The 24766-nt window shown below is 68.7% G+C and carries 21 protein-coding genes and 1 rRNA gene; 13 read left to right on the top strand and 9 right to left on the bottom strand.

The features are described 5' to 3' along the window. Positions 1-74 (bottom strand): 16S ribosomal RNA (locus ACZ6YV_RS30945); the annotation flags it as partial. 484 nt (positions 75-558) lie between these two features. Between ACZ6YV_RS30945 and ACZ6YV_RS30940 the strand changes: the two genes are divergently transcribed. After that, on the top strand, positions 559-1362 hold the full coding sequence (locus ACZ6YV_RS30940) for an alpha/beta fold hydrolase (protein ID WP_465512960.1): 804 nt from the start codon (positions 559-561) through the stop codon (positions 1360-1362). A gap of 8 nt (positions 1363-1370) precedes the next feature. Continuing rightward, positions 1371-2129 carry an SDR family oxidoreductase gene (locus ACZ6YV_RS30935; protein ID WP_465512965.1) on the top strand — a complete coding sequence of 253 codons (759 nt, stop codon included), beginning with the start codon at positions 1371-1373 and terminating at the stop codon, positions 2127-2129. Here the strand turns inward: ACZ6YV_RS30935 and ACZ6YV_RS30930 are convergent. Continuing rightward, complete coding sequence (locus ACZ6YV_RS30930; RefSeq protein WP_465512959.1) at positions 2068-3675, bottom strand: IS1634 family transposase; 1608 nt, start codon at positions 3673-3675, stop codon at positions 2068-2070. The genes ACZ6YV_RS30935 and ACZ6YV_RS30930 overlap by 62 nt on opposite strands. A 143-nt stretch (positions 3676-3818) precedes the next feature. Between ACZ6YV_RS30930 and ACZ6YV_RS30925 the strand changes: the two genes are divergently transcribed. The 5 genes from ACZ6YV_RS30925 (at position 3819) to ACZ6YV_RS30905 (ending at position 10638) form a co-directional block, all read left to right on the top strand. Continuing rightward, the gene (locus ACZ6YV_RS30925; RefSeq protein WP_465512958.1) at positions 3819-6416 is read left to right on the top strand and encodes a bifunctional FO biosynthesis protein CofGH; all 2598 of its coding nucleotides are present in this window, start codon (positions 3819-3821) and stop codon (positions 6414-6416) included. A gap of 149 nt (positions 6417-6565) precedes the next feature. Continuing rightward, the gene (locus ACZ6YV_RS30920) at positions 6566-7417 is read left to right on the top strand and encodes a HalD/BesD family halogenase (protein ID WP_465512957.1); all 852 of its coding nucleotides are present in this window, start codon (positions 6566-6568) and stop codon (positions 7415-7417) included. Between the two features lie 16 nt (positions 7418-7433). Further along, on the top strand, positions 7434-8282 hold the full coding sequence (locus ACZ6YV_RS30915) for a class I SAM-dependent methyltransferase (protein ID WP_465512956.1): 849 nt from the start codon (positions 7434-7436) through the stop codon (positions 8280-8282). After that, entirely contained in the window at positions 8279-10057 is a 1779-nt protein-coding gene (locus ACZ6YV_RS30910) for a choline/carnitine O-acyltransferase (protein ID WP_465512955.1), read from the top strand. Before ACZ6YV_RS30915 ends, ACZ6YV_RS30910 begins: the two co-directional genes overlap by 4 nt. Before the next feature lie 35 nt (positions 10058-10092). Next, the gene (locus tag ACZ6YV_RS30905) at positions 10093-10638 is read left to right on the top strand and encodes a DUF4232 domain-containing protein (RefSeq protein ID WP_465512954.1); all 546 of its coding nucleotides are present in this window, start codon (positions 10093-10095) and stop codon (positions 10636-10638) included. A gap of 15 nt (positions 10639-10653) precedes the next feature. On the opposite strand, the gene ACZ6YV_RS30900 is transcribed toward ACZ6YV_RS30905, so the two are convergent. Beyond that, complete coding sequence (locus ACZ6YV_RS30900; RefSeq protein ID WP_465512953.1) at positions 10654-11229, bottom strand: hypothetical protein; 576 nt, start codon at positions 11227-11229, stop codon at positions 10654-10656. Between the two features lie 149 nt (positions 11230-11378). Here ACZ6YV_RS30900 and ACZ6YV_RS30895 point away from each other — a divergent pair, with 149 nt between their 5' ends. Next, positions 11379-12068, top strand: a complete 690-nt coding sequence (locus ACZ6YV_RS30895) for a winged helix-turn-helix domain-containing protein (RefSeq protein ID WP_465512952.1) — start codon at positions 11379-11381, stop codon at positions 12066-12068. After that, positions 12065-13534 (top strand): sensor histidine kinase, encoded by a 1470-nt coding sequence (locus ACZ6YV_RS30890; protein WP_465512951.1) that lies wholly within the window; start codon positions 12065-12067, stop codon positions 13532-13534. Before ACZ6YV_RS30895 ends, ACZ6YV_RS30890 begins: the two co-directional genes overlap by 4 nt. On the opposite strand, the gene ACZ6YV_RS30885 is transcribed toward ACZ6YV_RS30890, so the two are convergent. From ACZ6YV_RS30885 to ACZ6YV_RS30875, 3 genes are all read right to left on the bottom strand, one after another. Next, positions 13500-14573 (bottom strand): hypothetical protein, encoded by a 1074-nt coding sequence (locus tag ACZ6YV_RS30885; protein WP_465512950.1) that lies wholly within the window; start codon positions 14571-14573, stop codon positions 13500-13502. The two genes, ACZ6YV_RS30890 and ACZ6YV_RS30885, sit on opposite strands and share 35 nt — an antisense overlap. A gap of 67 nt (positions 14574-14640) precedes the next feature. Beyond that, positions 14641-15078 (bottom strand): hypothetical protein, encoded by a 438-nt coding sequence (locus ACZ6YV_RS30880; RefSeq protein ID WP_465512949.1) that lies wholly within the window; start codon positions 15076-15078, stop codon positions 14641-14643. A gap of 14 nt (positions 15079-15092) precedes the next feature. Beyond that, on the bottom strand, positions 15093-16430 hold the full coding sequence (locus tag ACZ6YV_RS30875; RefSeq protein WP_378241006.1) for an LVIVD repeat-containing protein: 1338 nt from the start codon (positions 16428-16430) through the stop codon (positions 15093-15095). A 101-nt stretch (positions 16431-16531) separates the two neighbouring features. Between ACZ6YV_RS30875 and ACZ6YV_RS30870 the strand changes: the two genes are divergently transcribed. After that, positions 16532-17977: a peptide ABC transporter substrate-binding protein gene (locus ACZ6YV_RS30870; RefSeq protein ID WP_465512948.1), complete on the top strand. Its 1446-nt coding sequence runs from the start codon at positions 16532-16534 to the stop codon at positions 17975-17977. Here the strand turns inward: ACZ6YV_RS30870 and ACZ6YV_RS30865 are convergent. After that, positions 17957-18856 (bottom strand): LysR family transcriptional regulator, encoded by a 900-nt coding sequence (locus ACZ6YV_RS30865; protein ID WP_378241004.1) that lies wholly within the window; start codon positions 18854-18856, stop codon positions 17957-17959. The genes ACZ6YV_RS30870 and ACZ6YV_RS30865 overlap by 21 nt on opposite strands. 71 nt (positions 18857-18927) lie before the next feature. Here ACZ6YV_RS30865 and ACZ6YV_RS30860 point away from each other — a divergent pair, with 71 nt between their 5' ends. Then, positions 18928-19962 carry an SDR family oxidoreductase gene (locus ACZ6YV_RS30860; protein ID WP_465512947.1) on the top strand — a complete coding sequence of 345 codons (1035 nt, stop codon included), beginning with the start codon at positions 18928-18930 and terminating at the stop codon, positions 19960-19962. Between the two features lie 24 nt (positions 19963-19986). Here the strand turns inward: ACZ6YV_RS30860 and ACZ6YV_RS30855 are convergent, their stop codons facing one another. Continuing rightward, on the bottom strand, positions 19987-20727 hold the full coding sequence (locus ACZ6YV_RS30855) for an SDR family oxidoreductase (protein ID WP_465512946.1): 741 nt from the start codon (positions 20725-20727) through the stop codon (positions 19987-19989). Positions 20728-20948: 221 nt separating this feature from the next. Between ACZ6YV_RS30855 and ACZ6YV_RS30850 the strand changes: the two genes are divergently transcribed. Continuing rightward, complete coding sequence (locus ACZ6YV_RS30850; RefSeq protein WP_465512945.1) at positions 20949-21356, top strand: YegP family protein; 408 nt, start codon at positions 20949-20951, stop codon at positions 21354-21356. 156 nt (positions 21357-21512) lie between these two features. Next, complete coding sequence (locus tag ACZ6YV_RS30845; RefSeq protein ID WP_465512944.1) at positions 21513-22601, top strand: substrate-binding domain-containing protein; 1089 nt, start codon at positions 21513-21515, stop codon at positions 22599-22601. A 63-nt stretch (positions 22602-22664) separates the two neighbouring features. On the opposite strand, the gene ACZ6YV_RS30840 is transcribed toward ACZ6YV_RS30845, so the two are convergent. Continuing rightward, positions 22665-24560, bottom strand: coding sequence for a S8 family peptidase (locus ACZ6YV_RS30840; protein WP_465512943.1), 1896 nt, complete (start codon positions 24558-24560; stop codon positions 22665-22667). Positions 24561-24766: the final 206 nt, after the last annotated feature.

The following is a 24766-nucleotide window of genomic DNA, read 5'->3' as shown; positions in this document are numbered from 1 at the left end:
CTTCATCGTTCGACTTGCATGTGTTAAGCACGCCGCCAGCGTTCGTCCTGAGCCAGGATCAAACTCTCCAACAATGTCAAATTTGATCGAGGCAAATTTAATGCACTCAAAGGAACCTCTCACGAGGTTTCAAAAACATAAGCTCTACTGGCTTAGTTCACTAGCACACTGTTGAGTTCTCAAGCAACACACCCCAGATCGCACCGCAGTCACGCGGCCTTATCTGAAGCAGTTATTTTTAGCAGTTTTTGGTGAGACACCCACTCAATCACTCTCGGGATTTTACTCCGAGGTGAGAGCTTGGTTCGCGTCTCTGTCCTTCTCTCTGCCACCCGGTTTCCCTGGCGACTTGGAGAACTTTACATGGCCGGAAACCCCCGAAAACAGGGGGGTACCTTAACGACATTCCCGCAGGTCAGAGTCCGGAAACGGGCTCCGACCCGATGATCACGCGGTGATCGACCCGGGAGACCCCAGGTGAACGCCCCGGCAAGAACATTGCTCCGAGTACATTGCACCGTATTGAACTCTTTGATTGCTCCGATTAGCGTCGGCCTCATGAGTACTGCGGAACTCGACGGCATCTCCGTCGCTTACGACGACCTCGGCACCGGGTTGCCCGTCGTCCTCGTCCACGGCCACCCCTTCAACCGTTCGATGTGGCGTCCCCAGGCCGAGCGCTTCAGCCGGGAGGGCTATCGGGTCATCACCGCGGACCTTCGCGGGTACGGCGAGACCACCAAGCCGCCACACGAGGTGAAGACGGGACTCGACGTCTTCGCCAAGGACATCGCCCGCCTCGCGGATCGCCTCGGCCTCGGGCGCTTCGTGCTCGGCGGCCTCTCCATGGGCGGGCAGATCGTCATGGAGTTCCACCGGACCTACCCCGAGCGCGTCGCCGGCCTCCTGCTCGCCGACACCTCTCCCCAGGAAGAGACCGAAGACGGCAAGCGCGTCCGCAACGAGACGGCCGACAGGGTCCTCGCCGAGGGCATCGGCTGGTACGCCGACGAGGTGCTTACGAAGATGGTCGCCCCCGACAACGTCCGCACGATGCCGGACGTGGCGGCGCACGTCCTACAGATGATGCGCACGACTCCTCCCGAAGGAGCGGCGGCCGCCTTGAGAGGACGGGCCGAGCGTCCGGACTACCGGGAGAGCCTCACCCGGATAAACGTGCCGAGCCTGGTCGTCGTCGGGACCGAGGACGAGTTCACGCCGGTCGCGGACGCCGAACTCATGCACGAGCTCATCCCCGGCTCCACCCTGGCGGTGATCGAAGGCGCCGCCCACATGCCTAACCTGGAGCGCGAGGCCGAGTTCGACGCCGTGTTCGCGCGGTTCCTGAAAGAGATTGGGTGATCGTCTCCATGTCCCGGAAGACCGTTTTCGTGACCGGTGCCAGCGCCGGGTTCGGCGTCGAGATCGTCCGCCGGTTCGCCGCCGACGGCGCCAAGGTCGTCGCGGCCGCGCGCAGCAAGGACCGGCTCGACAAGCTGGCCGACGAGCTGGGCGAGAACGTCCTGCCGTTCGAGCTGGACGTGCGGGACGCCGAGGCGGTGGCCGCGCTTCCCGGCACGCTCCCCGCCGAGTTCGCCGAGGTCGACCTGCTGGTCAACAACGCGGGCCTCGCGAAGGGGCTCGAACCCGCCCAGCGGGCGAAGCTCGACGACTGGGACCAGATGATCGACACGAACATCAAGGGGCTCGCGCACCTCACCCGCGCGCTGCTGCCCGGCATGGTGGAGCGCGGCCGCGGGCACGTGATCAACATCGGCTCGGTCGCGGGCACCTACGCCTACCCCGGCGGCAACGCCTACGGCGCGACCAAGGCGTTCGTGCACCAGTTCAGCCTGAACCTGCGCGCGGACCTGCAGGGCACCGGCGTCCGGGTGACCAACGTCGAGCCGGGCCTGGTCGGCGGGACGGAGTTCTCGGTCGTCCGGTTCGAGGGTGACCAGAGCAAGGCCGATAACGTCTACAAGGGCACGACGCCGCTGACGGCCGCCGACGTGGCCGAGTCCGTCTTCTGGGCGGCTTCGCAGCCGGAGCACGTGAACATCAACGTCATCGAGCTGATGCCGGTGGTGCAGAGCTTCTCCGCGCTCCATATCCATCGAGAGAAGTGAGACCGAAGAGGTCGAAGAGCGCCTGCTGTTCCGGGCTCCGCTCGGTCAGCAGGCGCCGCGTCCGCGGGCGGCCGCCGGTGGACGGGTAGCGCAGCACCGTCTCCCCTATCCCCGCGAGACTGTCCATCAGTTCACGGACCGACAGGTTCATCCCGGCGCGGTCGGCCTCGCGCCGCATGAGGTGCGTGACCGTCGACGCGAGCACCGTGACCAGCGTGTGCACCGCGATCCGGTGCGGGGTCCAGTCCCAGCGAGGGGCCGGGCCGGCGACGGCGGGGCCGGTCAGCCAGCGGAACGTCGAGTCGAGGTGCGTCCGCGCCCGATACGCCGTGACGACCTCGGACACGGGCCAGTCGTGGTCGGTGACCAGCACCTGTTTGCCGAAGAACTCGTCGTGCAGCCGCGACACGGCGGCGGCGTCGACCTTCCAGGTCAGCCGGATCTCCCCCGGCCTGGTGCCCGCGAGTGAAGGTGAGAGCACCCGTTCGACGCGGCGGCCTCGCGTGATCCGCGCGATCTCGGCGTTCACCTGGCCGCGGTCGCCTCGATAGGTGCCCGAGGCCAGCGCGGCGTCGAGGCCGGCGAGTTCCCGGGTCGCGGTGCCCAGTTCCTCGCCGAAAGCGCGGGCCTGCGCGTTGTGCAGGGTGTCCGAATGAGTCAGGATCACGCGCCGCCGCACGCCCTCGACCACGGCTCGGGTGTCGAAGGCGGTCAGCCCGGCGAAGCGCTCCGGGTCGACGGGCTTGCGCGCGGACGCCGGTTTCGCCAGCAGGTCCGGGTGCTCCGAGAGCGGCAACGCGCCGACGAAATGCCGTCCGAGGTCCAGTTGCGCGGCCTGGCCCGCGGTGAACACCAAGGTGACGTCGTTCGCGGGAGACAGCGAGCGGAGGTCATCGGCGAGCGCGGCGAACGGCGGCGCCCCTTCCCTCGGATAGATGTGCGACGCCAGCGGGATCGCGCCGTCCTTGGTCACGACCAGGCCGAGCCCGGCGAGTTCGCAGCGGCAGGGATCGGCCGTGGTGAAGGTGGCGAACTGCGGCACGTCGACGGCGAGTGCGGCGTCCCCCGTCCCCAGCCAGGAGAGCACGGCGCCGGCGACGGTGGTCTCGATCCGCGCGATCCGCTCGGGTGTGAGGCGTTGCAGCGCCCGCCAGTGATTCGGCAGGTCCGCCTGGACGAACTCCCGCGCGACGCCGTCGCGCCACCAGTCGGCCAACTGCGTTTCCGGCGCGGTCGCCCGGTGCAGGACGGCGAGCGCGAGATGCGTCCCCAAGGTGGTCGCGGCGCGCTGGGCTCCGACGGCGTCGTCGACACGGCGCACGAAGTCGAGCCGTCGCAGAGTGGCCCAGACGGCCGCGACGTCGCCGAAGGTCCTGTGCCGCGCTTCGCCGGGCGCGGAGACATCGCCGTCCATCGCGCGCCCGATCTCCTCGGCGGTGCCGAGGTAGCGCTGCGACACCACCCTTGGCTCGCCGTCGACCCGGGCGGAGGTGACGAGGTAGTAGTAAGTCCGCCCGCCGACCTTCTTGCCGATCACCGAAGCCACACTTTAGGTAATACACTCCGACCCCCTGATCGGCAACCGAGATCACGCTCTGACCAGGGCAAACGGTGAGCTTACCCACGTGGGTGACGCGGTGGCGGGATGCGCACTGGCAGCTGGAGCGAGTCCGGCCATAGCGTGCGGGAATGGCATCCCCTGCTGACGCGACCGCCCCCACCACCTCGGCGATGCGCCGTGCGCTCGCCAGGGCCCGCGACGGGAAGACCCTCGACCTCACCGAGGCCTCGATCCTGCTCCAGGCTCGCGGCGACGATCTCAAGACGCTGTCCGACCACGCCTCCCGCGTCCGCGACGCCGGACTCGTCGCGGCGGGCCGTCCGGGCGTGGTCACCTACAGCCGTTCGGTGTTCATCCCGCTGACCAGGCTGTGCCGGGACCGCTGTGGCTACTGCACTTTCGCGACCGTTCCCGGCCGCGTCGAATCGCCGTTCCTCTCCCCCGACGAGGTCCTCGACATCGCGCGCAAGGGTGCCGCGATGGGGGTCAAGGAAGCGCTGTTCACCCTCGGCGACCGTCCCGAGGACCGCTGGACGGCGGCGAAGGACTGGCTCGACGCGCACGGCTACGACGACACGCTGTCCTACGTCCGCGCGATGGCGATCCGGGTCCTCGAAGAGACCGGCGTCCTGCCGCACCTCAACCCGGGCGTGCTGACCTGGCAGGACTTCCAGCGGCTCAAGCCGGTTTCGGCGTCGATGGGCATGATGCTGGAGACGACCGCGAAGCGGCTGTACACCGAGAAGGGTGGCCCTCACTACGGCTCGCCCGACAAGGACCCCGACGTCCGCCTGCGGGTGCTGGAGGACGCCGGCCGCAGTTCGGTGCCGTTCACCACCGGCATCCTGATCGGCATCGGCGAGAACTTCGAGGAACGCGCCGACGCGCTGTTCGCCATCCGCAAGGTCGCGAAGACCTACGGCGGCATCCAGGAAGTCATCGTGCAGAACTTCCGCGCGAAGCCGGACACGAAGATGCGCGCGACCCCGGACGCCGACCTCGAAGAACTCGCCGCGACCATCGCCGTCGCGCGGCTGGTGCTCGGGCCGCGGATGCGCATCCAGGCGCCGCCGAACCTGATCGGCCAGCAGTACGAACTGATGCTGAACGCCGGCATCGACGACTGGGGCGGCGTCTCCCCGCTGACCCCCGACCACGTGAACCCCGAACGCGCGTGGCCGCAGATCGACGAGCTCAAGCGCCGCACCGAAGCGCTCGGGTTCACCGTGCGCGAGCGGCTGCCGATCTACCCGGAGTACGTCAAGACCGGCGAGCCGTGGCTGGACCCGCGGATGAACGCGCACCTCGCGCCGCTGACCGACGCCGAGACCGGGCTGGCGATCGAAGAGGCCATCCCGGTGGGCATCCCGTGGCAGGAGCCGGACGGCGGCTGGAAGGAGGCCGGGCGCACCGACCTGCACGTCGAGGTCGACACCGTCGGCCGGACCGAGGACCGCCGCAGCGACTTCGACTCGGTCTACGGCGACTGGGCCGAGATCAAGGGCAACATCAAGACCGCGCCGCAGCGGTTCGACACGGACATCCGGGATGCCTTGCGCAGCGCGGAAAAGAACCCCGCCGGGCTGTCGGACGACGAGGCTTTGGCGCTGCTGCACGCCGACGGGCCGGAGCTCGACGCGTTCACCAAGATCGCCGACGACCTGCGTCGCGAGGTGAACGGCGACGACGTCACCTTCGTCGTCACGCGGAACATCAACTTCACCAACGTCTGCTACACCGGCTGCCGCTTCTGCGCGTTCGCCCAGCGCCGTACCGACGCCGACGCGTACACGCTTTCGCTGGAGCAGGTCGGCGACCGGGTCGACGAGGCGTGGGCCGCGGGCGCGACCGAGATCTGCATGCAGGGCGGCATCCACCCGGATCTGCCGGGCACCGCGTACTTCGACCTCGCGGCCGAGGTCAAACGGCGTCAGCCGGACATCCACCTGCACTCGTACAGCCCGATGGAGGTCGTCAACGGCGCTTCGCGGACGAACCTCTCGATCGAAGACTGGCTGGCCCAGGCGAAGGCGTCCGGCGTCGACTCGCTGCCGGGCACGGCCGCGGAGATCCTCGACGACGACGTCCGCTGGGTGCTGACGAAGGGCAAGCTGCCGACGTCGGAGTGGATCAACGTCGTCACCACCGCGCACAAGCTCGGCATCACGACGACGTCGACGATGATGTACGGCCACGTCGACACCCCGTCGCACTGGGTCGGGCACCTGAAGCTGCTGGCGAAACTCCAGCGGGAAGGCCTGGAGCGCAACGGGCGGCGCGGGTTCAGCGAGTTCGTGCTGCTGCCGTTCATCCACCAGAGTTCCCCGATCTACCTCGCCGGGCTGGCCAGGGCGGGCACGACATTGCGCGAGAACCGCGCGGTGCACGCGCTGTCCCGGCTGCTGCTGCACGGGATGATCGACAACATCCAGAGCTCGTGGGTGAAACTCGGTGAGGAAGGCAGCCGCGCGGTGCTCCAGGGCGGGGTCAACGACATCGGCGGGACGCTGATGGAGGAGACGATCAGCCGGATGGCGGGGGCGGCGAACGGGTCGTACAAGACGATCAGCGACATGCACTCGATGGTCGAACCACTGGGCCGTCCGCTGCGACAGCGGACCACCGAGTACGGCACGCCGACGCCGGAGCGGATCGCGGCGGCGCAGGCGTCGGACGGCGTCGCGACCGCGGTCCGGCGGCCGCTGCTGCCGCTTGTCACCAGCTGACGAAAAGTCCGTGACGGCCCCCTGACCCGCGTACGGCGCGGGACAGGGGGCCGTCACTTTCCGTGTGGCACCGCTCACAAGTTTCGGGGGTCCGGGACGTTTTCTGTGCTAAACCCGTGAATCACTTCCGGGCAGCCGAGAGGACGTCGATGACCGCGAGCGCAGTCCAGGTGGCCGACACCGCCCGCTATCCGCTGTCCGAACCGGGAAGCCCCGCCTGGCGCGAAATCGTTTCCCGGACCCGCGCCGAACTGCGGGAAACGGGCTGCAGTGTGCTGGCCGACTTCATCCGTCCGGAGTTGCGAGACGTCCTTCGCCACGAAGGCGCGAAGATCGCTCCGGAGGCGTACGCGAAGGTCGAACGCGTCAACGCCTACAACATCGCCATCGACACTCCGCTCCCGGAGAACCACCCCGGCCGCACGATCATGGAACGCGGTAACGCCTTCGTGGCGCGCGACCGGATCCCGGCGACCGCGGTCATCCAGCAGCTGTACACGAGCCCCGAGTTCCAGCGGTTCGTCGCCGACTGCTTCGAACTCCCCACGCTCCACGAACTCGCCGATCCGCTGTCCGGGCTGGTGCTCAACGTGATCGAACCGGGCCGCTCGCATCCGTGGCATTTCGACACCAACTCCTACACCGTCAGCATGCTCACGCAGGAGGCGGCCGACGGCGGTGTCTTCGAATATTGCCCGAACATCCGCTCCGAAGCGGCGGAGAACTTCGACGACGTCCGTGCCGTCCTGGCGGGCGAAGGTAATCACCTGATCCGACGCCTCACTCTGCGTCCTGGCGATCTTCAGCTGTTTCGCGGACGCTTCGCGCTGCACCGCGTGAGTAGTGTTCAAGGGGCAGTCGCCCGCCATTCCGCGATCTTCGCGTACAGCGAGCGTCCTGGGGTCATCGGCAGTCCGGAACGGACGAGACAGCTGTTCGGCCGGGTCCTGCCGGAACACGTCGCTTCGGCGGCCGTCCGGGGCGATCAGCTGCTCGACTAAGTCAGGAGCCTGGCCCGTGCCTTTGGATTCGACCGGCAAGATCTCTTTCGATCACATCTACACCGAGCCCGATCCCCGTGCTTTCTTCGGCACCTTGCGCAGACTGGACTACGACATCCCCCAGCAGGCCAAGGCCTACTTCGCGAAACTGATCGACGAGTACCGCGCGGAGCGGGACGTCAAGGTCCCGACAGTGCTCGACCTCGGCTGTTCCTACGGCGTCAACGCGGTGATGCACCGCTGTGACACCACCATGGAGCGGTTGTACGACCACTACGCGTCCACCGGTTCGCTGAACCGGGACGACCTGATCGCGCGCGATCGCCGGATGGTCGAGAGGCTCGCCATCGCCGACGAAGTCCGCTTCATCGGCCTCGACTCCTCCGCGCCTGCCCTGGAGTACGCGCTCGCCGCCGGATTCATCGACGAGGCGATCCACGCGGATCTGGAGAACGAAGACCCGACGGAGGAGCAGCGCACGCTGCTGGCCGGCGTCGACATCGTCATCTCGACCGGCTGCGTCGGCTACGTCACCGAGAAGACCCTCGTCCGGATCGCGCGGGAAAACCGGCCGTGGATGGCGCATTTCGTGCTGCGGATGTTCTCCTACGGCCCGGTCGCCGACAGCCTCGGCGAACTGGACTACGACACGGCCGGGATCGACGGCGTCTTCCGGCAGCGGATGTTCGCTTCGGAAGAGGAACAGACCCAGATCCTGGACAACCTGTCCGTCGCGGGCGTCGACCCGCGTGGGCTGGAGGACAGCGGCCGGCTGTACGCGCGGTTGTTCGTCTCCCGCCCGAACGGCGCGGCGGGCGGGCTCGCCTCCGCGCTGAACGCCCTTCCCCTTCGAGATCAAGGATGATCGTGAGCAGTCCGGAACTGTCCACCCGCACGTTCGGCAACGAGGAGGTCCTGCCGCGGGTCCCCGTCCCCAGCCTGGAGGACACCTGCCGCCGGTTCCTCGAGTGGTGCTCGCCGCTGCTCACCCCCGGTGAGCTCGCGGAGACCGAAGGCGCCGTCGCCGAGTTCCTCGCGGAAGGAAGCCCGGCGCACGAACTGCAGGGCACGCTGGAGACCTACGAAGGCCGCGAAGGCGTCGGCAGCTGGCTCGACACCTTCTGGCCGTATCGCTACCTCGGCCGCCGCGACCGGATCGCGCTCAACGCGAACTTCTTCTTCCTGTTCACCGAATCCCCGCTCGGGCAGCTGGAGCACGCGGCCGAACTGGCCGCGTCGGCGGTGGACTACAAGCTGAAGCTCGACGAGGAACTGGTGCCGCCGATCGTGCTGCGCGGGCAGCCGCAGTCGATGGTGCAGCACAAGTACCTGTTCTCGGCGACGCGGATCCCCGGCGCCGCGCAGGACACCGTGCGCACGCCGTACCGCGAGGACTGGCCGGGGCCGTCGAGGGCGCGGCACGTCGTGGTCTTCCACCGCGACACCCCGTTCCGGATGGACGTCATCGCGCCGGACGGGCGGCCGTACTCCCCCGAACAGCTGGTCGCGGGGCTGCAGGCGATCGTCAAGTCGGAGAATTTCGTCGAGGATCCGCAGACCGCCGCCGGGCACTTCACCACCAAGGCCAGGGCGGAGTGGGCGGCGACGCGCGAAGCGTTGCTGGCCGCCGGGAACGCTTCCGCGCTCGACGACATCGAGACGGCGCTGTTCTGCCTGTGCCTGGAGGACTTCACCCCTGCGGACACGCAGGAAGCGTGCGACAAGCTGCTGCACGGCGACAGCGGCAACCGCTGGTTCGACAAGGCCGTCTCGCTGATCGTGTTCGAGGACGGCACGGCGGGGATCAACGTCGAGCACTGCGAACTGGACGGGACCACGATCCTCGGGTTCACCGACGCGCTGCTCAGCGGAACGCGGCTGGAGCGGGCGCCCGCCGACGGCGTCCCGGCATCCGAGGTCATCGAGTTCGTCCTGGGTGACGCCCTTCGCGAAGACGCCCGCGCCGCGGCAGCGTCCTTCGCCGCCTACGCAGACGCGACCGCTACGAAGACGGTGTCCTTCACCGACTTCGGTGCGAAGCGGGCGAAGGAGCTGGGGATGTCCCCCGACGGCTTCGCGCAGATGGCGTATCAGCTCGCGCACAAGCGCGCGAAGGGCATCACCGGCGCGACGTACGAATCGATCGCGACGCGGCAGTACCTGAACGGGCGCACCGAAGCGATGCGAGTGGTGACGCCCGAGGTGCTGTGGTTCGTGCAGGTGATGAACGATCCGGACGCCGACCGGCAGACGCGCCAGGCGGCTTTCCGCGCGGCGGCCGCGAAGCACGTCACGCGGGCGAAGGAGTGCCAGGCGGGCGACGCGCCGGAGCAGCACCTGTGGGAGCTGCAGCTGATCCAAAAGCGGCGCGGCGTCGAGGATTCCCCGGCGCTGTACTCGTCGCCGGGCTGGCTGAAGATGCGCAACGACTACCTGAGCACCAGCTCGGCGCCGTCGGTGAACATCCGGTACTTCGGCTTCGGGTCGACCAGCCCGCAGTGCATCGGGATCGCGTACGTGCTGCTGCCGGACTCGTTGAATCTGTACCTGTGCACGCCGAAGCACGTGGCGCACGAGATGGAACTGTTCGCGGCGGAACTCGCCACGGCGGTGGTGGAACTGCAGGAGCTGCTCGCTTAGAAACCGCCGTCCGCGCGGGGCGATAGGATCCGCGGGTGCTGGGGAAAGCGATCTTGACAGTGACGGCGACGGCGTTGGTGGTGGCGGGGTGCAGTGCGCCTCCGCCACCACCGCCGCCGGTCCCGACGGTCCACACTCCCGTGCCGGGCGAAGTCGAACCGGCGGGCTGCCTCGGCACCGGGGTCACGGTGAAATCCGGACCGGTCGAGGTCGCGCTGGGTCACCGCGCGGTCGTGCTGACGTTGACCAACTGCGGGACGACCGCGCGCACGCTCACCGGCTATCCCGAAGTCCGCTTGCTGGACAAGGAAAAGCAGCCGATGGCCGTCGAGGTCGAGCACGGGAGTTCGTACATGGCGATCGACCCCGGGGTCAGCCCGCAGACGGTCCAGCCCGGCGGGACGCTGCTGGCGGTCGTCTCGTGGTCGAACACCGTCACCGCGGGTTCGCCGGAAGCGGGCGCTTATGTGACCGTCGCGGCCGCGCAGGGTGACCCGGAGCAGCGGATCACGGTCGACACCGACCTCGGGACCACGGGCAAGCTGACGCTGACGGCTTGGAACGCCCAGCTCAAGCACTGAGTTCGGGCGCCGTCGTCAGAGCAGCATCCCCTCGAGGAAGTCCGGCGCCGACACGATCACGAGCCCGAGAAGTCCCAGCGGTACGACGACGAAGGCGACGTGGGCGGCCTGCTTGGGCGAGCGGATTCCCCGCCAGGCCACGAACACGATCGCGATCACTGTCGCGACCGCCAGGACTCCGGTATCGGAGCGATCAGACCGCCGGACGAAGTCGGCGAGCAGCAGACCCACGACCGCCGCGGTGGCCACGGTGCCGCGCCGGTCGGTGGGTCGATCCGATAGGGCATGCCCGGGGTACTTGAGGCCGTACATCAGCGCCTTGCCCGGATAGAACGCGAGGACCGCCGCGACCAGCGCGCAAACCGCTCGAACCGCCGCTCGCCTTCGAGGCATCCCGGGAACGACCGCGACGATCAACACGATCCAGATAGTGAAGCTGTGCGCCAGTGGCCGTAGCAGCTCGCTGTAGTAGTAGGCGTAGGCACCGACAGCGCCGGAAACCGCGCCGGCCGCGATCACCGCTACGTCGGAGACTCCGAAGTAGTCGGACGCGCGTTTCCCCGCAGGATCGTTCCCCACCTCGACCGACACGATTCCCCCTCGTTCGTGGATACGACAGTGAAACAGAGAATCGGGGTTTGTGACGAGACCGCACGGCTTCGCGACAGTTCCGCCCCGAGTCCGGGTGAGTGCGACAGAGCGCCCTTACGATCGGTGAGCCTTTCGATCTTGGGGGAACCATGCCGCGCATCCTGCTCGTGGAAGACGACGCCGCCCTGGCCGAAGCGCTCACGCTGGCGCTGCGGGCGCTCGGTCACGACGTCGTCGTCGCGCCGACCGGGGAGCGGGCGCTGGAGGCGCTGTTCACCGACCGGCTGGAACTCGAATTCATCCTGCTCGACGTCATGTTGCCCGGGATGGACGGTTTCGAGGTGTGCCGCCGGATCCGGGCGCGCAGCCGGTTGCCGCTGGTCCTGCTGACCGCCCGCGGCGATCCGATCGACATCGTCGCCGGGCTGGAATGCGGCGCCGACGACTACGTGGTCAAGCCCGCCGAGCCGCGGGTGATCGACGCGCGGATCAAGGCGATCGGGCGGCGCGCCGTCACCGCTCCCGGGCCGTCGGCCGGCCTGTTGCGGGTGGGACGGCTGGAGATCGACGCGGGCGCGATGAGCGTGACCCGTGACGGCGTCGAACTGGCGCTGACCGCGACCGAGATCCGGCTGCTCGTCGAGTTCGCCGAACATCCGAACCAGGTGCTGAGCAGGCAGGCCCTGCTGAAACGGGTCTGGGACTACGGCTACGTCGGCGACTCGCGGATCGTCGACGCGGCGGTCGCGCGGCTGCGGGCGAAGATCGAGGACGATCCGGCGAATCCCTTGGCGCTGAAGACCGTGCGCGGACTCGGCTACCGGCTGGTGAGCGCATGAGGTTCGGACTCCGTGCCAGGGTGATCGCGGCGGTCGTGATGGTGACCACGACGGCGACGGCCGTCATGGCCTTCAGCGCGGCCAGGGTCCAGGAGGACGACGCGCTCGACAGGTTCACCGACGCGGCGAAATCCTCGTTCGGCGCGATGTTCGGGCAGGCATGGCCCCATCTCGAACAGTTCATGGCAGGAAACCCGCAGGCCTTGGACCTGTTCTCCCAGGGCATGGACAAGGCAGCAGCGGACTGGATGCTCGTCACGAGGTACCCCCAAATGACCAACGACGACTTCACGACGTCTGAAGGACCCCCCGAAGTCGTCAAGTCCTCGTCGCGAAGCCTCGATTGGGCGACGGGCGCCAAAAACGCGAGTCCTCCCGACCGAAGGGCCGCGTTGGAAAGCGTGAAGGACGTGGTGCTTCTCCGTACCCAAGGGCCCGGAAACCTGCTGTCGACGGTAACCACCGATCCGGCGACCGGCCGCAAGCTCCTCGTGGTGAGCGCGAACTTCGTCGCGTATTGGGTGGTGCAGTTCTTCGACCTCACGATGTTCGAACAGGACCTGGCGGCCCAGCGGTGGAAGCTGACGTTCATCGCCCTCGGCGTCACCGTTCTCGGCGTGGCGGCCGCCGTCTTCGCGGCAGGCAGGATCCAGCGGCCGGTGCGCCGGGTCGCTTCCGCCGCCCGCGATCTGGGCGACGGCGCCTTCGACGTGCGTGTCCCGGTGAAGGGTCGTGACGAACTCGCCGAGCTGGCCAAGTCGTTCAACACGATGGCCGATCGCGTCGGGACCTCGATCGAGGAGCTGCGCGCCAAGGACCGGCAGCAACAGCGGTTCGTCGCCGACGTCGCCCATGACCTGCGGACCCCGCTCGCGTCGATGGTCGCCACTGTCGACACCCTCGACAGCGCGACCCCCGAGACTCGGACCCGTGCGACGGAACTGCTCGGCACGCAGACGCGGCGGATGGCGCGGCTCGTCGAGGATCTGATGGAGATCTCGCGGTTCGACGCGGGTTCCGCGGACTTCCGCCCCGAACCGGTCGACCTGCCCGCACTCGTCGAGGACGCGATCGAGACCGGCGTGCCGGGAACACCCGTCGAGGTGACGAGCACCGGCGACACGACCGTCGTCGCCGACCCGCGCCGCCTGCACACCGTCGTGGTCAATCTGCTGGTCAACGCCGAACGGCACGGCCGGACCCCGATCACCGTGACTCTGACGGGCGGCGCCGACGCCGTGCGGATCCGCGTCGCCGACTCCGGGCAGGGGATCTCCGAAGACCTGCTCCCGATCCTGTTCGACCGGTTCGTGCGGGGAGATCACGCGCGCCAGGCGACCGACGGCAGCGGGCTGGGGCTGTCGATCGCGCGGGAGAACGTGCTGATCCACGACGGCTCGCTCGACGCCCACAACGACCGCGGCGCCGTCTTCACAGTGCGTCTTCCACGGGAGTCACCAGTGTGAGCCCACGCGGCGCGTAGCCGTCGAAGTACGGCATCGGGACGTGCGTGAGGATCAGGAACAACGCGGCCAGCACCGCGACCTGGCGTGCTTTCAGTTCGCGGTGCCCGAGCCAGAGCCACAGCACCATGAAGAAGTTGGTCACCAGCAGGAATCCCCAGCGGGCATCGTCCCAGCCGCCGAACGCGAGCAGCATCGGCGCCGCGATCGCCGCGACGGGCACCGCGGCGGAGAGCGTCGGGCGGTGCAGGTACAGGAAGCCGACGGCCACCACGATCACGATCGGCAGCAGGTACAGCAGCACTGTGGTGATCGAGTACAGCTGCCAGCTCTCGGCCTGCGTGCGTCCGAACAGGGCCAGCGCGTCGGCACGGTAAGGGAAGTCCGTTGTGGACAGTGTCCGCCGGAGCCTGTCCATGGCGCCGGCGCTGACCGGCGGCAACGCGAGGATCACCGAACCGAGCACCGCGGTCGGGGCGAGCAGTGCGCACGCGCGCCGGAACGGAACCTTCCTCAGCAAGGCGAAACCGAACACCGGTAGCACGGTGAGCAGCGCGATTTCGTGCACCGTCACCGAAAGCGCCATCACCGCGCTCGCGAGCACCGGCCTGTTCCGGTGCACCGCCCACAGCGCTCCGGACAGCAGCAGGTACAGCGCTTGGTCGAGGTAGCCGACTTCGTGGAACAGGTAGCCGCCGGTCGGCAGCAGAAGCCAGACGACGATCAGCCACCGCCGGCTTTCGGTGCGGCTGGTGAAGAAGGCGAGTGTCACGACAGCCAGCACCGCGCCGAGGACGGCGAAACTCGCGACAGCGAAGACCGCGTACTCGTGCCCGAACGGCTTCAGCAGCGTGCCGACGAGGAACCGGCGGTGGAAACCGTCGGTCAGGGACACGGCCTGCAGGGTCGCCGCCCAGTCCCCCGGCAACCGGAACCCGGTGTATCCGGCGACGAGGACGGCGATCGCGAACAGTGCCGTGACGCTTCGCCGCGGAGTCGGCTTGGCGACGGGAGCCGGGGCCCGTTCGAGCAAGGTGGTCATAGCGCCAAGCTAGGAACGGATCATGCGGCTTTCGTGATCGTCTCTCGACAGTTCCGCCACGGTTCCGTTACATGGTTGTCGATGTCAGGAACGCCTTTTCGGAACCTTCGACCACGAACGCGGTCCGCGCCTTGCCGTTCGCGGGCAGCTCGCAGGAAAGCCACGCGACGCCTGATGGCAGAAGCGCCTTCAGCTGTTCCGGTGCAGCCGGGACACCGGCATGACATTCATGGCCGCTCAATACTTTCCGAGCTGCGCCCGGCACCAGCTTCACCAGCGCGGACAGCCGGTAGTCGGTCGGCCCGGGCGCCGCGACGCGGCCTTCGGAGGCGCCCATCTTCTCCTCGACCCAGGACGCTTCGACGATCTCCCCGACTTCCGGGAACGTCTCGGCGACCGGCGCCGGATCGGTGTGGACGGCCACTTCTTCCGGCGGTGCCGGGTCACAGGCCGCGATCAACATGACCGCGGCCGTGACCACCGACGTCTTCCCCATGGTGCGCATGGGGACATCTTTGCTCAGGCGGTGAGCTTCAGGATGTCGATTCCGCGAGTGTTGTCGGCGACGTAGACGTAACCCTTGTGCCAGTAGGGCGCCCACGCGGCGGCGTCCGCCGGCCGGAAGTAGGCGATCTGCTTCGGGTCGGTCGGGTCACTGACGTCGAGGAACCGCGTGCCCTGCGTGTAGAACGACTGCACGAGGACCTTGCCGCGGACGTCGAAGTAGTGCGCGGAGCAGTCGCCCGTCGTCGTGTCGCTGCCTTCCTGCCCGGCGACGCTCCAGGTGCCGACGGACTTGAGGCGGAACGGCTTCTCCGGCGTCGAGCGCCAGCCTTCGCCGTTGTACGAGTTCTGCAGCGACGAGATCGTCAGCACGCCGTCACCGGCGCAGCCGTCGAGGAAGCTCTCTTCGGTGGCGTAGATGAGGTCGCGGCCGCGCCAGCGGTTCGAGTCCGCGCCGTCGGCCGAGCGGTGTCCCGACGGGTGGAAGCTGTTGTGCATGAACTTCGACGGCGCCGCCGTCTCCTCGATCCCGCCGCCCGCGTAGGGCACCGGGCTGAACGCCGTCGCGCGGCGGACCTTGCCCTGCACGGGATCGCGGTGATAGCCGCTGGTCCAGTAACCGCGGACACCGCCGCGGCCGGACACCCACGCCACACCCTCGTCGTCGACCTGGACGTCGTGCACGTAGTCGGTCTTGCCGTCGTTGCGCGCGAGTTCGATCGGGTCCGGAGCGGTCTTGGGGTTGCGCGGATCGCGGATGTCGGTCACCCAGATCGGGCGGCCGCCCCAGTCTGCGGGCTGGTTCGCGGCCTTCGCCGGGCCACCGGTCCAAAGGTAGCGGCAGTCGTCGACGCAGCTGGTCGTGTGACCGGCGGGCACCTTGGTGTAGCTCAGGATGGCCGGTTTGTCCGGGTTCTTCAGATCGATGATGTAGATCCCGGACTCGCCGGTCTGTGTGGTGCCGCCGTAGGCCCGCGGGTCCCGCGCGAGGAAGACGAGCTTGCGCTTGACGTCGACCTCGGTGTCCTCGGTCTCCCACAGTCCGGGCAGGCTGACCTCGCCGATCAGCTTCGGCGCGGCGGGGTTCTTGGTGAGGTCGTAGACCTTCAGGCCGAACTCGCCGGAAACCGCCATGACGTCGCGGTTGCCGTACTGCAGGAACCCCATGGCGATGGCGCCTTGCGCGTCGGGCACGTTGCCGACGGCCTTGACGTTCTTCACCGCGCCGGGCTCCCCCGAGACCCGGACCTTCTCACTCGCCGGCTTGTCCTCCTCGCCGCACGCGGCGGCGGGCAGACCGGTGGCGATCAGGGTCGCGGTGATCGTGGTGAGCGCCAAGCACGAACGAAGCAACCAGTTTCCTCGCACAGAAACCTCCCAGGCTGGTTCCCCCACCCTATGATCAGCCACTTTGCTCGCACAACCGCCGATGGTCGGTGTGGGACTGCTATGACATGACCATGCGCTTGCGTCTTCTGGCCCCGCTCCTCGCCGCCGTCCTGGTCACGGCAGGCTGCACGGAATCCGGTGAATCGCCCGCACCGGACATTCTTCGCGTGGGCATCTCCGCGCCGGCCTCGACCAACCCCGCGGACGTCAGCGATCAGGCAGGCAGGCTCGTCACGAGCGCACTGTGGACTCCGCTGGCCGATTACGACCCCGCGACGGGAAAGACGACGCCGCGGGCCGCGGAATCGATCACCAGCCCCGACCGGATCACCTGGACGGTCAAGCTGAAGGACGGCGGGAAGTTCCACGACGGCACCCCGGTCACCGCGCAGTCCTATGTGGACACGTGGGCGGCGATCGGCAAGGAGGGCTGGGCCGCCACCCGGGTGCTGAAGAGTCTGGTGCGGGCCAAGGAGATCACCGCGCCGGACCCGCTGACCGTGCGGCTCGTCCTCGACCGGCCGTCCGGGCAGATCCCGGCGCTGCTCTCCTCCCCCGCCCTGGTTCCACTGCCCGCGTCCGCGCTGGCGTCCCGCGACTGGGTCCGGTTCTTCTCCCAGCCTGTCGGCAACGGACCGTTCCGCATGGAAGGCGGCTGGCAGGCGACGGGTGCCAAGCTGGTCCGGGTCGCGGAAGCCCCCGGAAAGGCGCGCGTGATCGAACTGAGCATCGGTGACGCGGCGCCGCTGTACGACGGTGTCAAATCCGGGAAGCTCGATCTGTCCACCGTGGTCCCCGGCGACCGGCACGAGGCCATGCACACCGATTTCGCGCAGCGGCACGTGATGTGGGCGCTGCCGAGCGTCTCCTACCTCGGCTTTCCCCTGACAGCGCGGCATTTCTCCGACGCCACCGTCCGGCACGGATTCGCGCTCGGCATCGATCGCGGCGCCATGGAGGCCGGCGTCCTCGGCAAGCAGGCGGACCCGGCGAAGTCGCTGCTGCCACCCGCCGTCGCGCCCGGCGAGCGCAGCAGCACCTGCCGTCCCTGCACGTTCGACGCCGGAGCGGGGAAGTCCCTGCTGACCCAGGCGGAGTTCCCGGCCACCACCCCTGTCCGCTTCGGACAGTCGCAGGTGAACTGGCTGCGTCCGCTGGCCGGGCAGGTGAGCGCCGCCGTCGGCGTTCAGGTCGCCGCGGAGCCCGGCGAAGGGCCTTTCCCGATCGACCTGGCCCTGGTGACGGCGAGCCCGCAGGAAGTGCTGGCGAAGATCGTCGAGCTGACCGGGTATCAGAGCGACGGGTTCGCCGACCTGCTGAAATCGGCCGAGGAGACCGAAGCCTCCGACAGCGGCGAGGTCTACCGTCTGGTGGAGAACCAGCTGCTGCGGGATCTCCCCGTCGCGCCGCTGTGGTCCGGGCACGGGCACGCCGTCTGGGCCGAGCGGGTCGGCGACGTGACGGCGACGACGTTCGGGAGCGTGGACCTGTCAGCGGTTTCCGTGCGCTGACCCGAGCGTGCACTCCCCCGCCACGACGTCGATGAAAGCCGAGGTCAACGGGTCCGGCGTGCTGCGGCAGTAGGCGGCCAGCGTGCGCCGGATCGCGGGTTCGGGCCGCAGGACACGGCCGTGGAAGCCTTCGGGCAGCACGTTGGCCGGGACCAACGCGGGGCCGAGACCCGCCGCCGCGAGCACCGGGGCCGCCGCTGTCTGCTCGGTCCGGACCGCCGCCCTCGGCTGGAATCCGGCCGCGGCGCAGGCCTGGTCGACGAGGTCCGCCAGGCCGTTGCCCGGCGCGTAGTGCACCCAAGCGCAGTCGGCGAGGGTCGCTAGGTCGACGACGCCGGTGCCGTCGTCCTCGCGCGGCCCGTCGATCGGCAGGACAACCACAAACTCCTCGGTGCCGAGCTCGCGCACCGGCCCGTCCCAGCCCGGCGGGACCGGGCCGACCGCGACGTCGGCCTCCCCCGCCGCCATGGCCTCGCGGAGTTCGTCCGCGTGCCGGAACTCGACCAGGCGGACGTCGACGTCCGGCCGCTCCCGGCGCCACACCCGCAGCGCCGCGGGCAGGACGCCGATGCCGACCGAGTAGACCGTGGCGATCTGCAGTTCCCCGGCCTCCAGCCCGGATGCCTGCCGGGCCGCGCACCGCGCGCGTTCGGCGTCGGCGAGGGTGGCGCGGGCGTGCGGGAGCATGGCGCGGCCCATCGGCGTGAGCCGGACGCTGCGCGGGAGGCGTTCCAGCAGCGGGCCGCCGACCCCCTTCTCCAGCGCGCGCATCTGATGCGACAGCGCGGGCTGCGTCACGTGCAGCATCTCCGCGGCCCGGGTGAAGGAGCCGGTATCGACGACGGTCACCAGGTATTCGAGCTGCCGCAAGCTGGTCATGAAGAGAGTTTATCGGAGCGGTGATATCTATGCCTTGGACTTATCGCTTCGACGGGTCCAGGCTCGGTGACATGAACGAAGAACGCAAGGTCGCCCTGGTCGCCGGGGCCAACGGGGTCATCGGCAAGAATCTGATCGAGTACCTGGAAACCCAGCCCGGCTGGCGGGTCGTCGGCCTGTCGCGGCGCGGCGGCCCCGGGCAGATCGCCGTCGACCTGCTCGACGCGGACGACACCCGCGCGAAGCTCGGCGGCCTGGACGACGTCACACACGTGTTCTACGCGGCTTATGTCGACAAGCCGACCTGGGCCGAACTGGTCCCGCCGAACCTGGCGATGCTGACCAACCTGGTCGATGCGATCGAGCCGGCCGCGCCCGGTCTACGCCACGTGAGCCTCATGCAGGGTTACAAGGTCTACGGCGCCCACCTCGGCCCGTTCAAGACCCCGGCGCGCGAGGACGACGCCGGGCACATGCCGCCCGAGTTCAATGTGGACCAGCAGCGGTTCCTGGAGCGACGGCAGGCCGGGAAGACCTGGACCTGGTCGGCGATCCGGCCGTCGGTGGTCGGCGGGACCGCGCTGGGCAACCCGATGAACCTCGCGCTGGCCATCGCCGTCTACGCCTCGATCTCGAAGGAACTCGGCCTGCCGCTGCGTTTCCCCGGCAAGCCCGGCGCGTACGACAGCCTCCTGGAGATGACCGACGCCGGACTGCTGGCGAAGGCGACGACCTGGGCGACCGGCTCGGAGAACGAGGCGTACAACATCGCGAACGGCGACCTGTTCCGGTGGAGCGAACTCTGGCCGAAGATCGCCGCGTACTTCGACCTGGAGGTGGCGCCGCCGCTGCCGATGTCGCTGGACGTCGTCATGGCGGACAAGGAAGAACTGTGGAATTCCGTCTCGGCCAAGTACGGGCTGGAGGTGCCTTACAGCGCGGTCTCGTCGTCGTGGGGCTTCGCCGACTTCGTGTTCAGCTGGGACTACGACATGTTCGCGGACGGCTCGAAGGCCCGGCGGGCCGGATTCCACGAGTACGCCGAGACGTCGGCGATGTTCTTCCGACTGTTCGACGAGTTCCGGAAGGCGAAGGTGATCCCGTGAGCTCGGAAGTCGCGGCACCCAGCGCTAGCCCCGGCCGACGTACGGCATCGTGGTCGCCGTGATGGTCAGGAACTGGACGTTCGCGTCGAGCGGCAGCCCTGCCATGTACAGCACGGCGTCCGCGACGTGCCGGGCGTCGAAGGTCGGCTCGGCCTTGACGCCGCCGTCGGCCTGCGGGATCCCGTCGGCCATCTTCAGCGTCATCTCGGTGGCGGCGTTGCCGATGTCGATCTGTCCACATGCGACGTTCCAGGCCCGGCCGTCGAGGGAGATCGACTTCGTCAGCCCGGTGACCGCGTGTTTCGTCGCGGTGTAGGCGACGGACGCGGGGCGCGGGGCGTGCGCGGAGATCGAGCCGTTGTTGACGATCCGGCCGCCGCGCGGGTCCTGCGCCTTCATCAGCCGCACGGCCTGCTGCGCGCACAGGAACATCCCGGTCAGGTTGGTGTCGACGGCGCGTTTCCAGTCCGCGAAGGACAGTTCGTCGACGGTCCCGCCCACCGATACGCCCGCGTTGTTCACCAGGAGGTCCAGCCGCCCCCACTCCGCGCGCACCGTCTCGAACAGCGCGGCGACGGAATCGGGATCGGCGACGTCGGCGGGCACGGGAAGCGCTTTCGGATCCCCGTCGGCGGTCTCGGCCAGCGCGTCCGCGCGGCGGCCGGCGAGCGCGACCCGGTAGCCCGCGCCGAGTAACGCGCGGGAGATCTCCCTGCCGAGCCCGGAGCCCGCCCCGGTGACGACCGCGGTCTTGCCGTTGCCCATCGATCCTCCTCGCAGACCGTGCCGGACCGATCCGGCTCGGTGATTGTTTTCCGATTACCCGCGTCCGTTCAGGCTAGCGCGCTCCCTTCGGCGGAAAACGTTCACCCGGCGGCCGTCGCGCCTTCACGAAAACCGGTAACCCCTTCACCACATCGAGGCGATTCACCGGATGTGCCCAGGGGGAATTCACACCGTTCACTTCGTCGCCGGAGCGCGGAACGGTGAAGAAGAATCCACGCTTCCAGCTGGTCCAGACCGGTGACCAGACCATCCGATGGCGGTTGCTCGGCGGCAACAACGTGTCGCTGGGTTCGGCCCCCGCCGACTATCCGCGGGCCGAGGAATGCCTTGTCGCGATCGCTTGGCTCAGCACGAACATCGCCGAGCTGACCAGCGATTTCAGTCATCTCAGCGGCGGCCGCTGGCGCTGGCGGCTGCATACCGGCGACCGGATAGTCGCGATCGCCACCCATGCCTACGGACGGCGTATCGAGGCACAGCGTGGACTGGACCGGTTCCGCTCCGCCACCACCGAAGCGGCCGTCGGCGAAGGGATCGAGACCATCGCGGATTGGCGCCGGAAATACCGTCGCGATTCCGGCGGACATTCACCGAATCGTTCTCCGTGACGACTGATCACGGAAAGTGCGTTCCCCGGAGATTAACCACCATGACGTCGGGCGGGAACGCGAAGCACCGCCGCCGGACAGTGTTGCGGAGCGAGGATTGCGGCAAGTCACGGAATCCCGTGACGACTTGGGGACTAGAGAAAGAGTGCAAACAAGATGCGTGCTCGTACCACTCGGTTTCTCGGCGCCACCGCGATCGCCGCGTGTGCCTGCCTCACCCTGACCGGCACCGCTTCGGCTGTCGCCCCGGCCAACGGCCTCGAAGAGGTCATCGCCGCGGCGGGCTCCGACACCACCGCCGACATCACCGGCGCGATCCTGGCCGCCGCGAACACCGGCGCCTGGAACACCGACCCCGACAACTACGTCAACGTGCCGCCGCTGCTGTCCGGCACCCAGACGTTCACCGTCCCGGCCGACCCGTTCGCCGACGCGGTCGTCTACAGCACGGGCAACCCGGCCCCGAACGGTTCGTCGCAGGGCAAGGCCGCGCTGAAGGCCTCGGCCGAAGCGGGCGACGGCAAGATCGACATCGCGCGGTCGTCCTCGACGCGCGGCTCGTCCGACCCCGCCACCTTCGAGTTCTTCGCCTTCGCCACCGACGGTGTCACCTGGGCCTCCTCGGCCACCGGTTCGGGCGCGGGCCTTTCCCTGACGCTGGCGCAGCTTCGCGGCATCTACGACGGTTCCATCACCAACTGGAACCAGGTCGGCGGCGCCAACTCCCCCATCGCGGTCTACCTGCCGCAGACCGGTTCCGGCACGCTGAGCTTCTTCACCGGCACCGTCCTCGGCTTCGACCCGACCACCAAGCCGGTCACCATCAAGCGGTTCCAGGAGCACGACGGCAACTCGATCCCGGCCGCCGACCGCGCCAAGGCCATCGCGCCGTTCTCCATCGCGCAGTGGATCGCGCAGGGCAACGCGGTGACCGCCGACAAGCGCGCGGGCTTCACCGTCAACCCGCTGACCGGCGCCGGCTTCAACGGCTCCCCGGTCTCCGGTTCCGCCGGCAGCTACACCCCGGCGTTCACCACGGCGTTCCTGGGCTCGCGCAGCGTCTACAACGTCGTCGACTCCCGCACCCCCAGCTACGACCAGGCCAAGCGCGCCGTCGGCTTCGACGCCGGCGACTCGGCCTCGACCGCCAGCCCGCTGTGCGGTGGTCAACTCGCCGCCAAGATCCGGCAGTACGGCTTCCTGACCGTGTCGGGCCCGAACGGCCTGTCCTGCGTCAAGTCCTGAAGCCCTGAGCTGACAGAAAACGGCCCGGTGCGCGTGCACCGGGCCGTTTTCCTTGGTGGAGAACTACTTCTTGGGGGCGACGCCCAGCGCGGCGAGCGCCGGGTCGGTCATGATCACGCCGGCCCCGGTGACCGGGTCGTAGCCCGGGGCGCCGAGGTCGATCGCGGTCGACACCAGCGCGTCGCGGATCTCCGCCTGGGTCGCGGTCGGCTTGCCCTGCAGCAGCAGCGCGGCGATCGCGGCGGCACTCGGCGCGGCGGCCGAGGTCCCGAAGAACGGCTGGAAGCCGGTCACCGAGGTCGCGACGCCGTCGGCCGCGGTGATGTCCGGCTTGTTCCGCGTGGCACCGCCGGTCGAGGACACGTTGCCGGGGGTGATCACCGAACCGTCCGGGTTGTAGAACTGGTGACGGCGACCGTCCGAAGTGAACCGCTCCCACTTGCTGGTGGCGGAGAACAGGCCGGGGAACGGACCGGCCGGGTTCGCCGGGTCACCGGTCTCGAGCGCGCGGCCGAAGGCACCGGAAGCCGGGGCTGCCGCGACACTGAAGGCGTTGACGGCGGCCGAGTGGCCGGAGGTGACACCGTTGGTGCTGAAGGCTTTCAGCGAGCCGGAGGGGACGAAGCGGCCGCGGATCACGTTGAGCGCGATGAACCGGTCGGAGCCGCTGTACTTGACCGCGGCGACCTTGAAGCCCGAGCCGCTGGCCGGGACCTGGGCGATCTCGTACGGGTTCTGGGTGCCGTTCTGCGCGTTCTCACTGGAGGCGACGACCGAACCGGACGAGTTCAGGACGAACAGGTCGTAGTCGCTGGTGGCCTTGCCCCACGGGTCGGACCAGAACAGGGTGACGTAGCGGCCGACCGAGTTCGGCGAGAGCGCGTTGTACAGCTGGGTGGTGCCGCTCGGGTCGAAGTCGTGCGGCGTGCCGGTGATCCCGGAGATCTTGCTGGTGGAGCCGCGGAAGTCACCCTCGTAGTAACCGCTGGTGCCGTCGGTCAGGTTGCCCGAGTTCCCCGCGGAGGAGAAGTAGAGCGTGCCCGCCGCGGTCACGTCGTTGACGGCCTGCGCGACCGGGCCGTCCTGGAACGGCGACTCGTCGAAGTAGGACACGTCGTCGACGATGATCGTGCACTTGCCGGTGGTGCGCAGCGCGCGGATGTTGTCGGCGAAGCTCTGCTCGCTGGTGAAGGCGGTCGCGAAACCGAGCGTGGCGCCGGGCGCCATGTCGTGGATGATCTCCAGCATCGCGGTGCCCTCGTCACCGCTGCCCGCCTGACCGGGGAGGACGTCGACGGCGGGGAGTTCACCGGAGGTCTGGGACGCCTGGAGCGACTTGACGCCGTCCGAGAGCACGCAGACCTTCTGCCCGGCGCCGGTGACGCCGTACTTGGTGCGGGCGGTGTCGTTGCCGTGGGCCTTGTCGCCCTCGGCGACCTGCAGCGCGGCGGCGGTCTGCTTGACAGCGGCCTGGCGCCGGTCCTGCGGCGCCGACTCGTTCCACGTCATCGCCTGGGAAGCGGCCTTGACCTCGGCGACGTCGCCGCGTCCGGCGATCGCGTCGACGGCGTCGAGGGGCAGGTCGGCGCGGATCGCGCCGGCGGGAGAGGCGTAACGAACGCTGCCGCCCGCCGCCTTGACGGCGTCCACCAGCGACTGTCCGGCGCCCTTGATGTCGACAGCGACGGTGCCGGCGTCGCTGACGCCCACCCCGGTCCGATATTCGGGCAGCTTGCCCGCGAGGCCCTTGTCCGCGCGCAGGCGCTTTTCGACGACGAGCTGACTCGACTGCTTGCGCTCAGCCGGGGTGAGGCTCTTCTTGATGCTCTGCAGGGCGGTGATCCCGGCCTGCGTGCGTGCCTCCTCCGACGGCTGGGCACCGGAAACCGCGGTCGACAGCAGCAAAGCACCGACCGCGACCGGAACCGAGCATGTGACCACCCGGCTGAATCTGCTCATCGAACTCTCCCTGTTTTGCAGCAACACAGCGCACTCCGGCTAAAGCGCGCTGACGGCGTGACGCCCCGTCACAAGAATTCCTTCGGTTGCCCGAATGAATTACCCCTGACTGGGTGTAATGGGGAGAATCTAAAGAGCTATCGGTGACGAGTCCACCCACCAAAGTCTGGAACGGGCGAAGATCCACAACGTGAGACGGATTTCAG

It is taken from the genome of Amycolatopsis sp. NPDC102522 (assembly GCF_055584485.1).
The sequence above is the reverse complement of the archived record's forward strand: the minus strand, read 5'-3'. Positions and strand labels throughout refer to the sequence as shown.

Bases quoted from the DNA above. Each gene is read 5' to 3' on its own strand.
- ACZ6YV_RS30940 (WP_465512960.1), top strand. From the start codon at position 559: ATGAGTACTGCGGAACTCGACGGCATCTCCGTCGCTTACGACGACCTC.
- ACZ6YV_RS30935 (WP_465512965.1), top strand. From the start codon at position 1,371: ATGTCCCGGAAGACCGTTTTCGTGACCGGTGCCAGCGCCGGGTTCGGC.
- ACZ6YV_RS30925 (WP_465512958.1), top strand. From the start codon at position 3,819: ATGGCATCCCCTGCTGACGCGACCGCCCCCACCACCTCGGCGATGCGC.
- ACZ6YV_RS30920 (WP_465512957.1), top strand. From the start codon at position 6,566: ATGACCGCGAGCGCAGTCCAGGTGGCCGACACCGCCCGCTATCCGCTG.
- ACZ6YV_RS30910 (WP_465512955.1), top strand. From the start codon at position 8,279: ATGATCGTGAGCAGTCCGGAACTGTCCACCCGCACGTTCGGCAACGAG.
- ACZ6YV_RS30895 (WP_465512952.1), top strand. From the start codon at position 11,379: ATGCCGCGCATCCTGCTCGTGGAAGACGACGCCGCCCTGGCCGAAGCG.
- ACZ6YV_RS30890 (WP_465512951.1), top strand. From the start codon at position 12,065: ATGAGGTTCGGACTCCGTGCCAGGGTGATCGCGGCGGTCGTGATGGTG.
- ACZ6YV_RS30885 (WP_465512950.1), bottom strand. From the start codon at position 14,573: ATGACCACCTTGCTCGAACGGGCCCCGGCTCCCGTCGCCAAGCCGACT.
- ACZ6YV_RS30880 (WP_465512949.1), bottom strand. From the start codon at position 15,078: ATGCGCACCATGGGGAAGACGTCGGTGGTCACGGCCGCGGTCATGTTG.
- ACZ6YV_RS30870 (WP_465512948.1), top strand. From the start codon at position 16,532: ATGACCATGCGCTTGCGTCTTCTGGCCCCGCTCCTCGCCGCCGTCCTG.
- ACZ6YV_RS30865 (WP_378241004.1), bottom strand. From the start codon at position 18,856: ATGACCAGCTTGCGGCAGCTCGAATACCTGGTGACCGTCGTCGATACC.
- ACZ6YV_RS30860 (WP_465512947.1), top strand. From the start codon at position 18,928: ATGAACGAAGAACGCAAGGTCGCCCTGGTCGCCGGGGCCAACGGGGTC.
- ACZ6YV_RS30855 (WP_465512946.1), bottom strand. From the start codon at position 20,727: ATGGGCAACGGCAAGACCGCGGTCGTCACCGGGGCGGGCTCCGGGCTC.
- ACZ6YV_RS30845 (WP_465512944.1), top strand. From the start codon at position 21,513: ATGCGTGCTCGTACCACTCGGTTTCTCGGCGCCACCGCGATCGCCGCG.
- ACZ6YV_RS30840 (WP_465512943.1), bottom strand. From the start codon at position 24,560: ATGAGCAGATTCAGCCGGGTGGTCACATGCTCGGTTCCGGTCGCGGTC.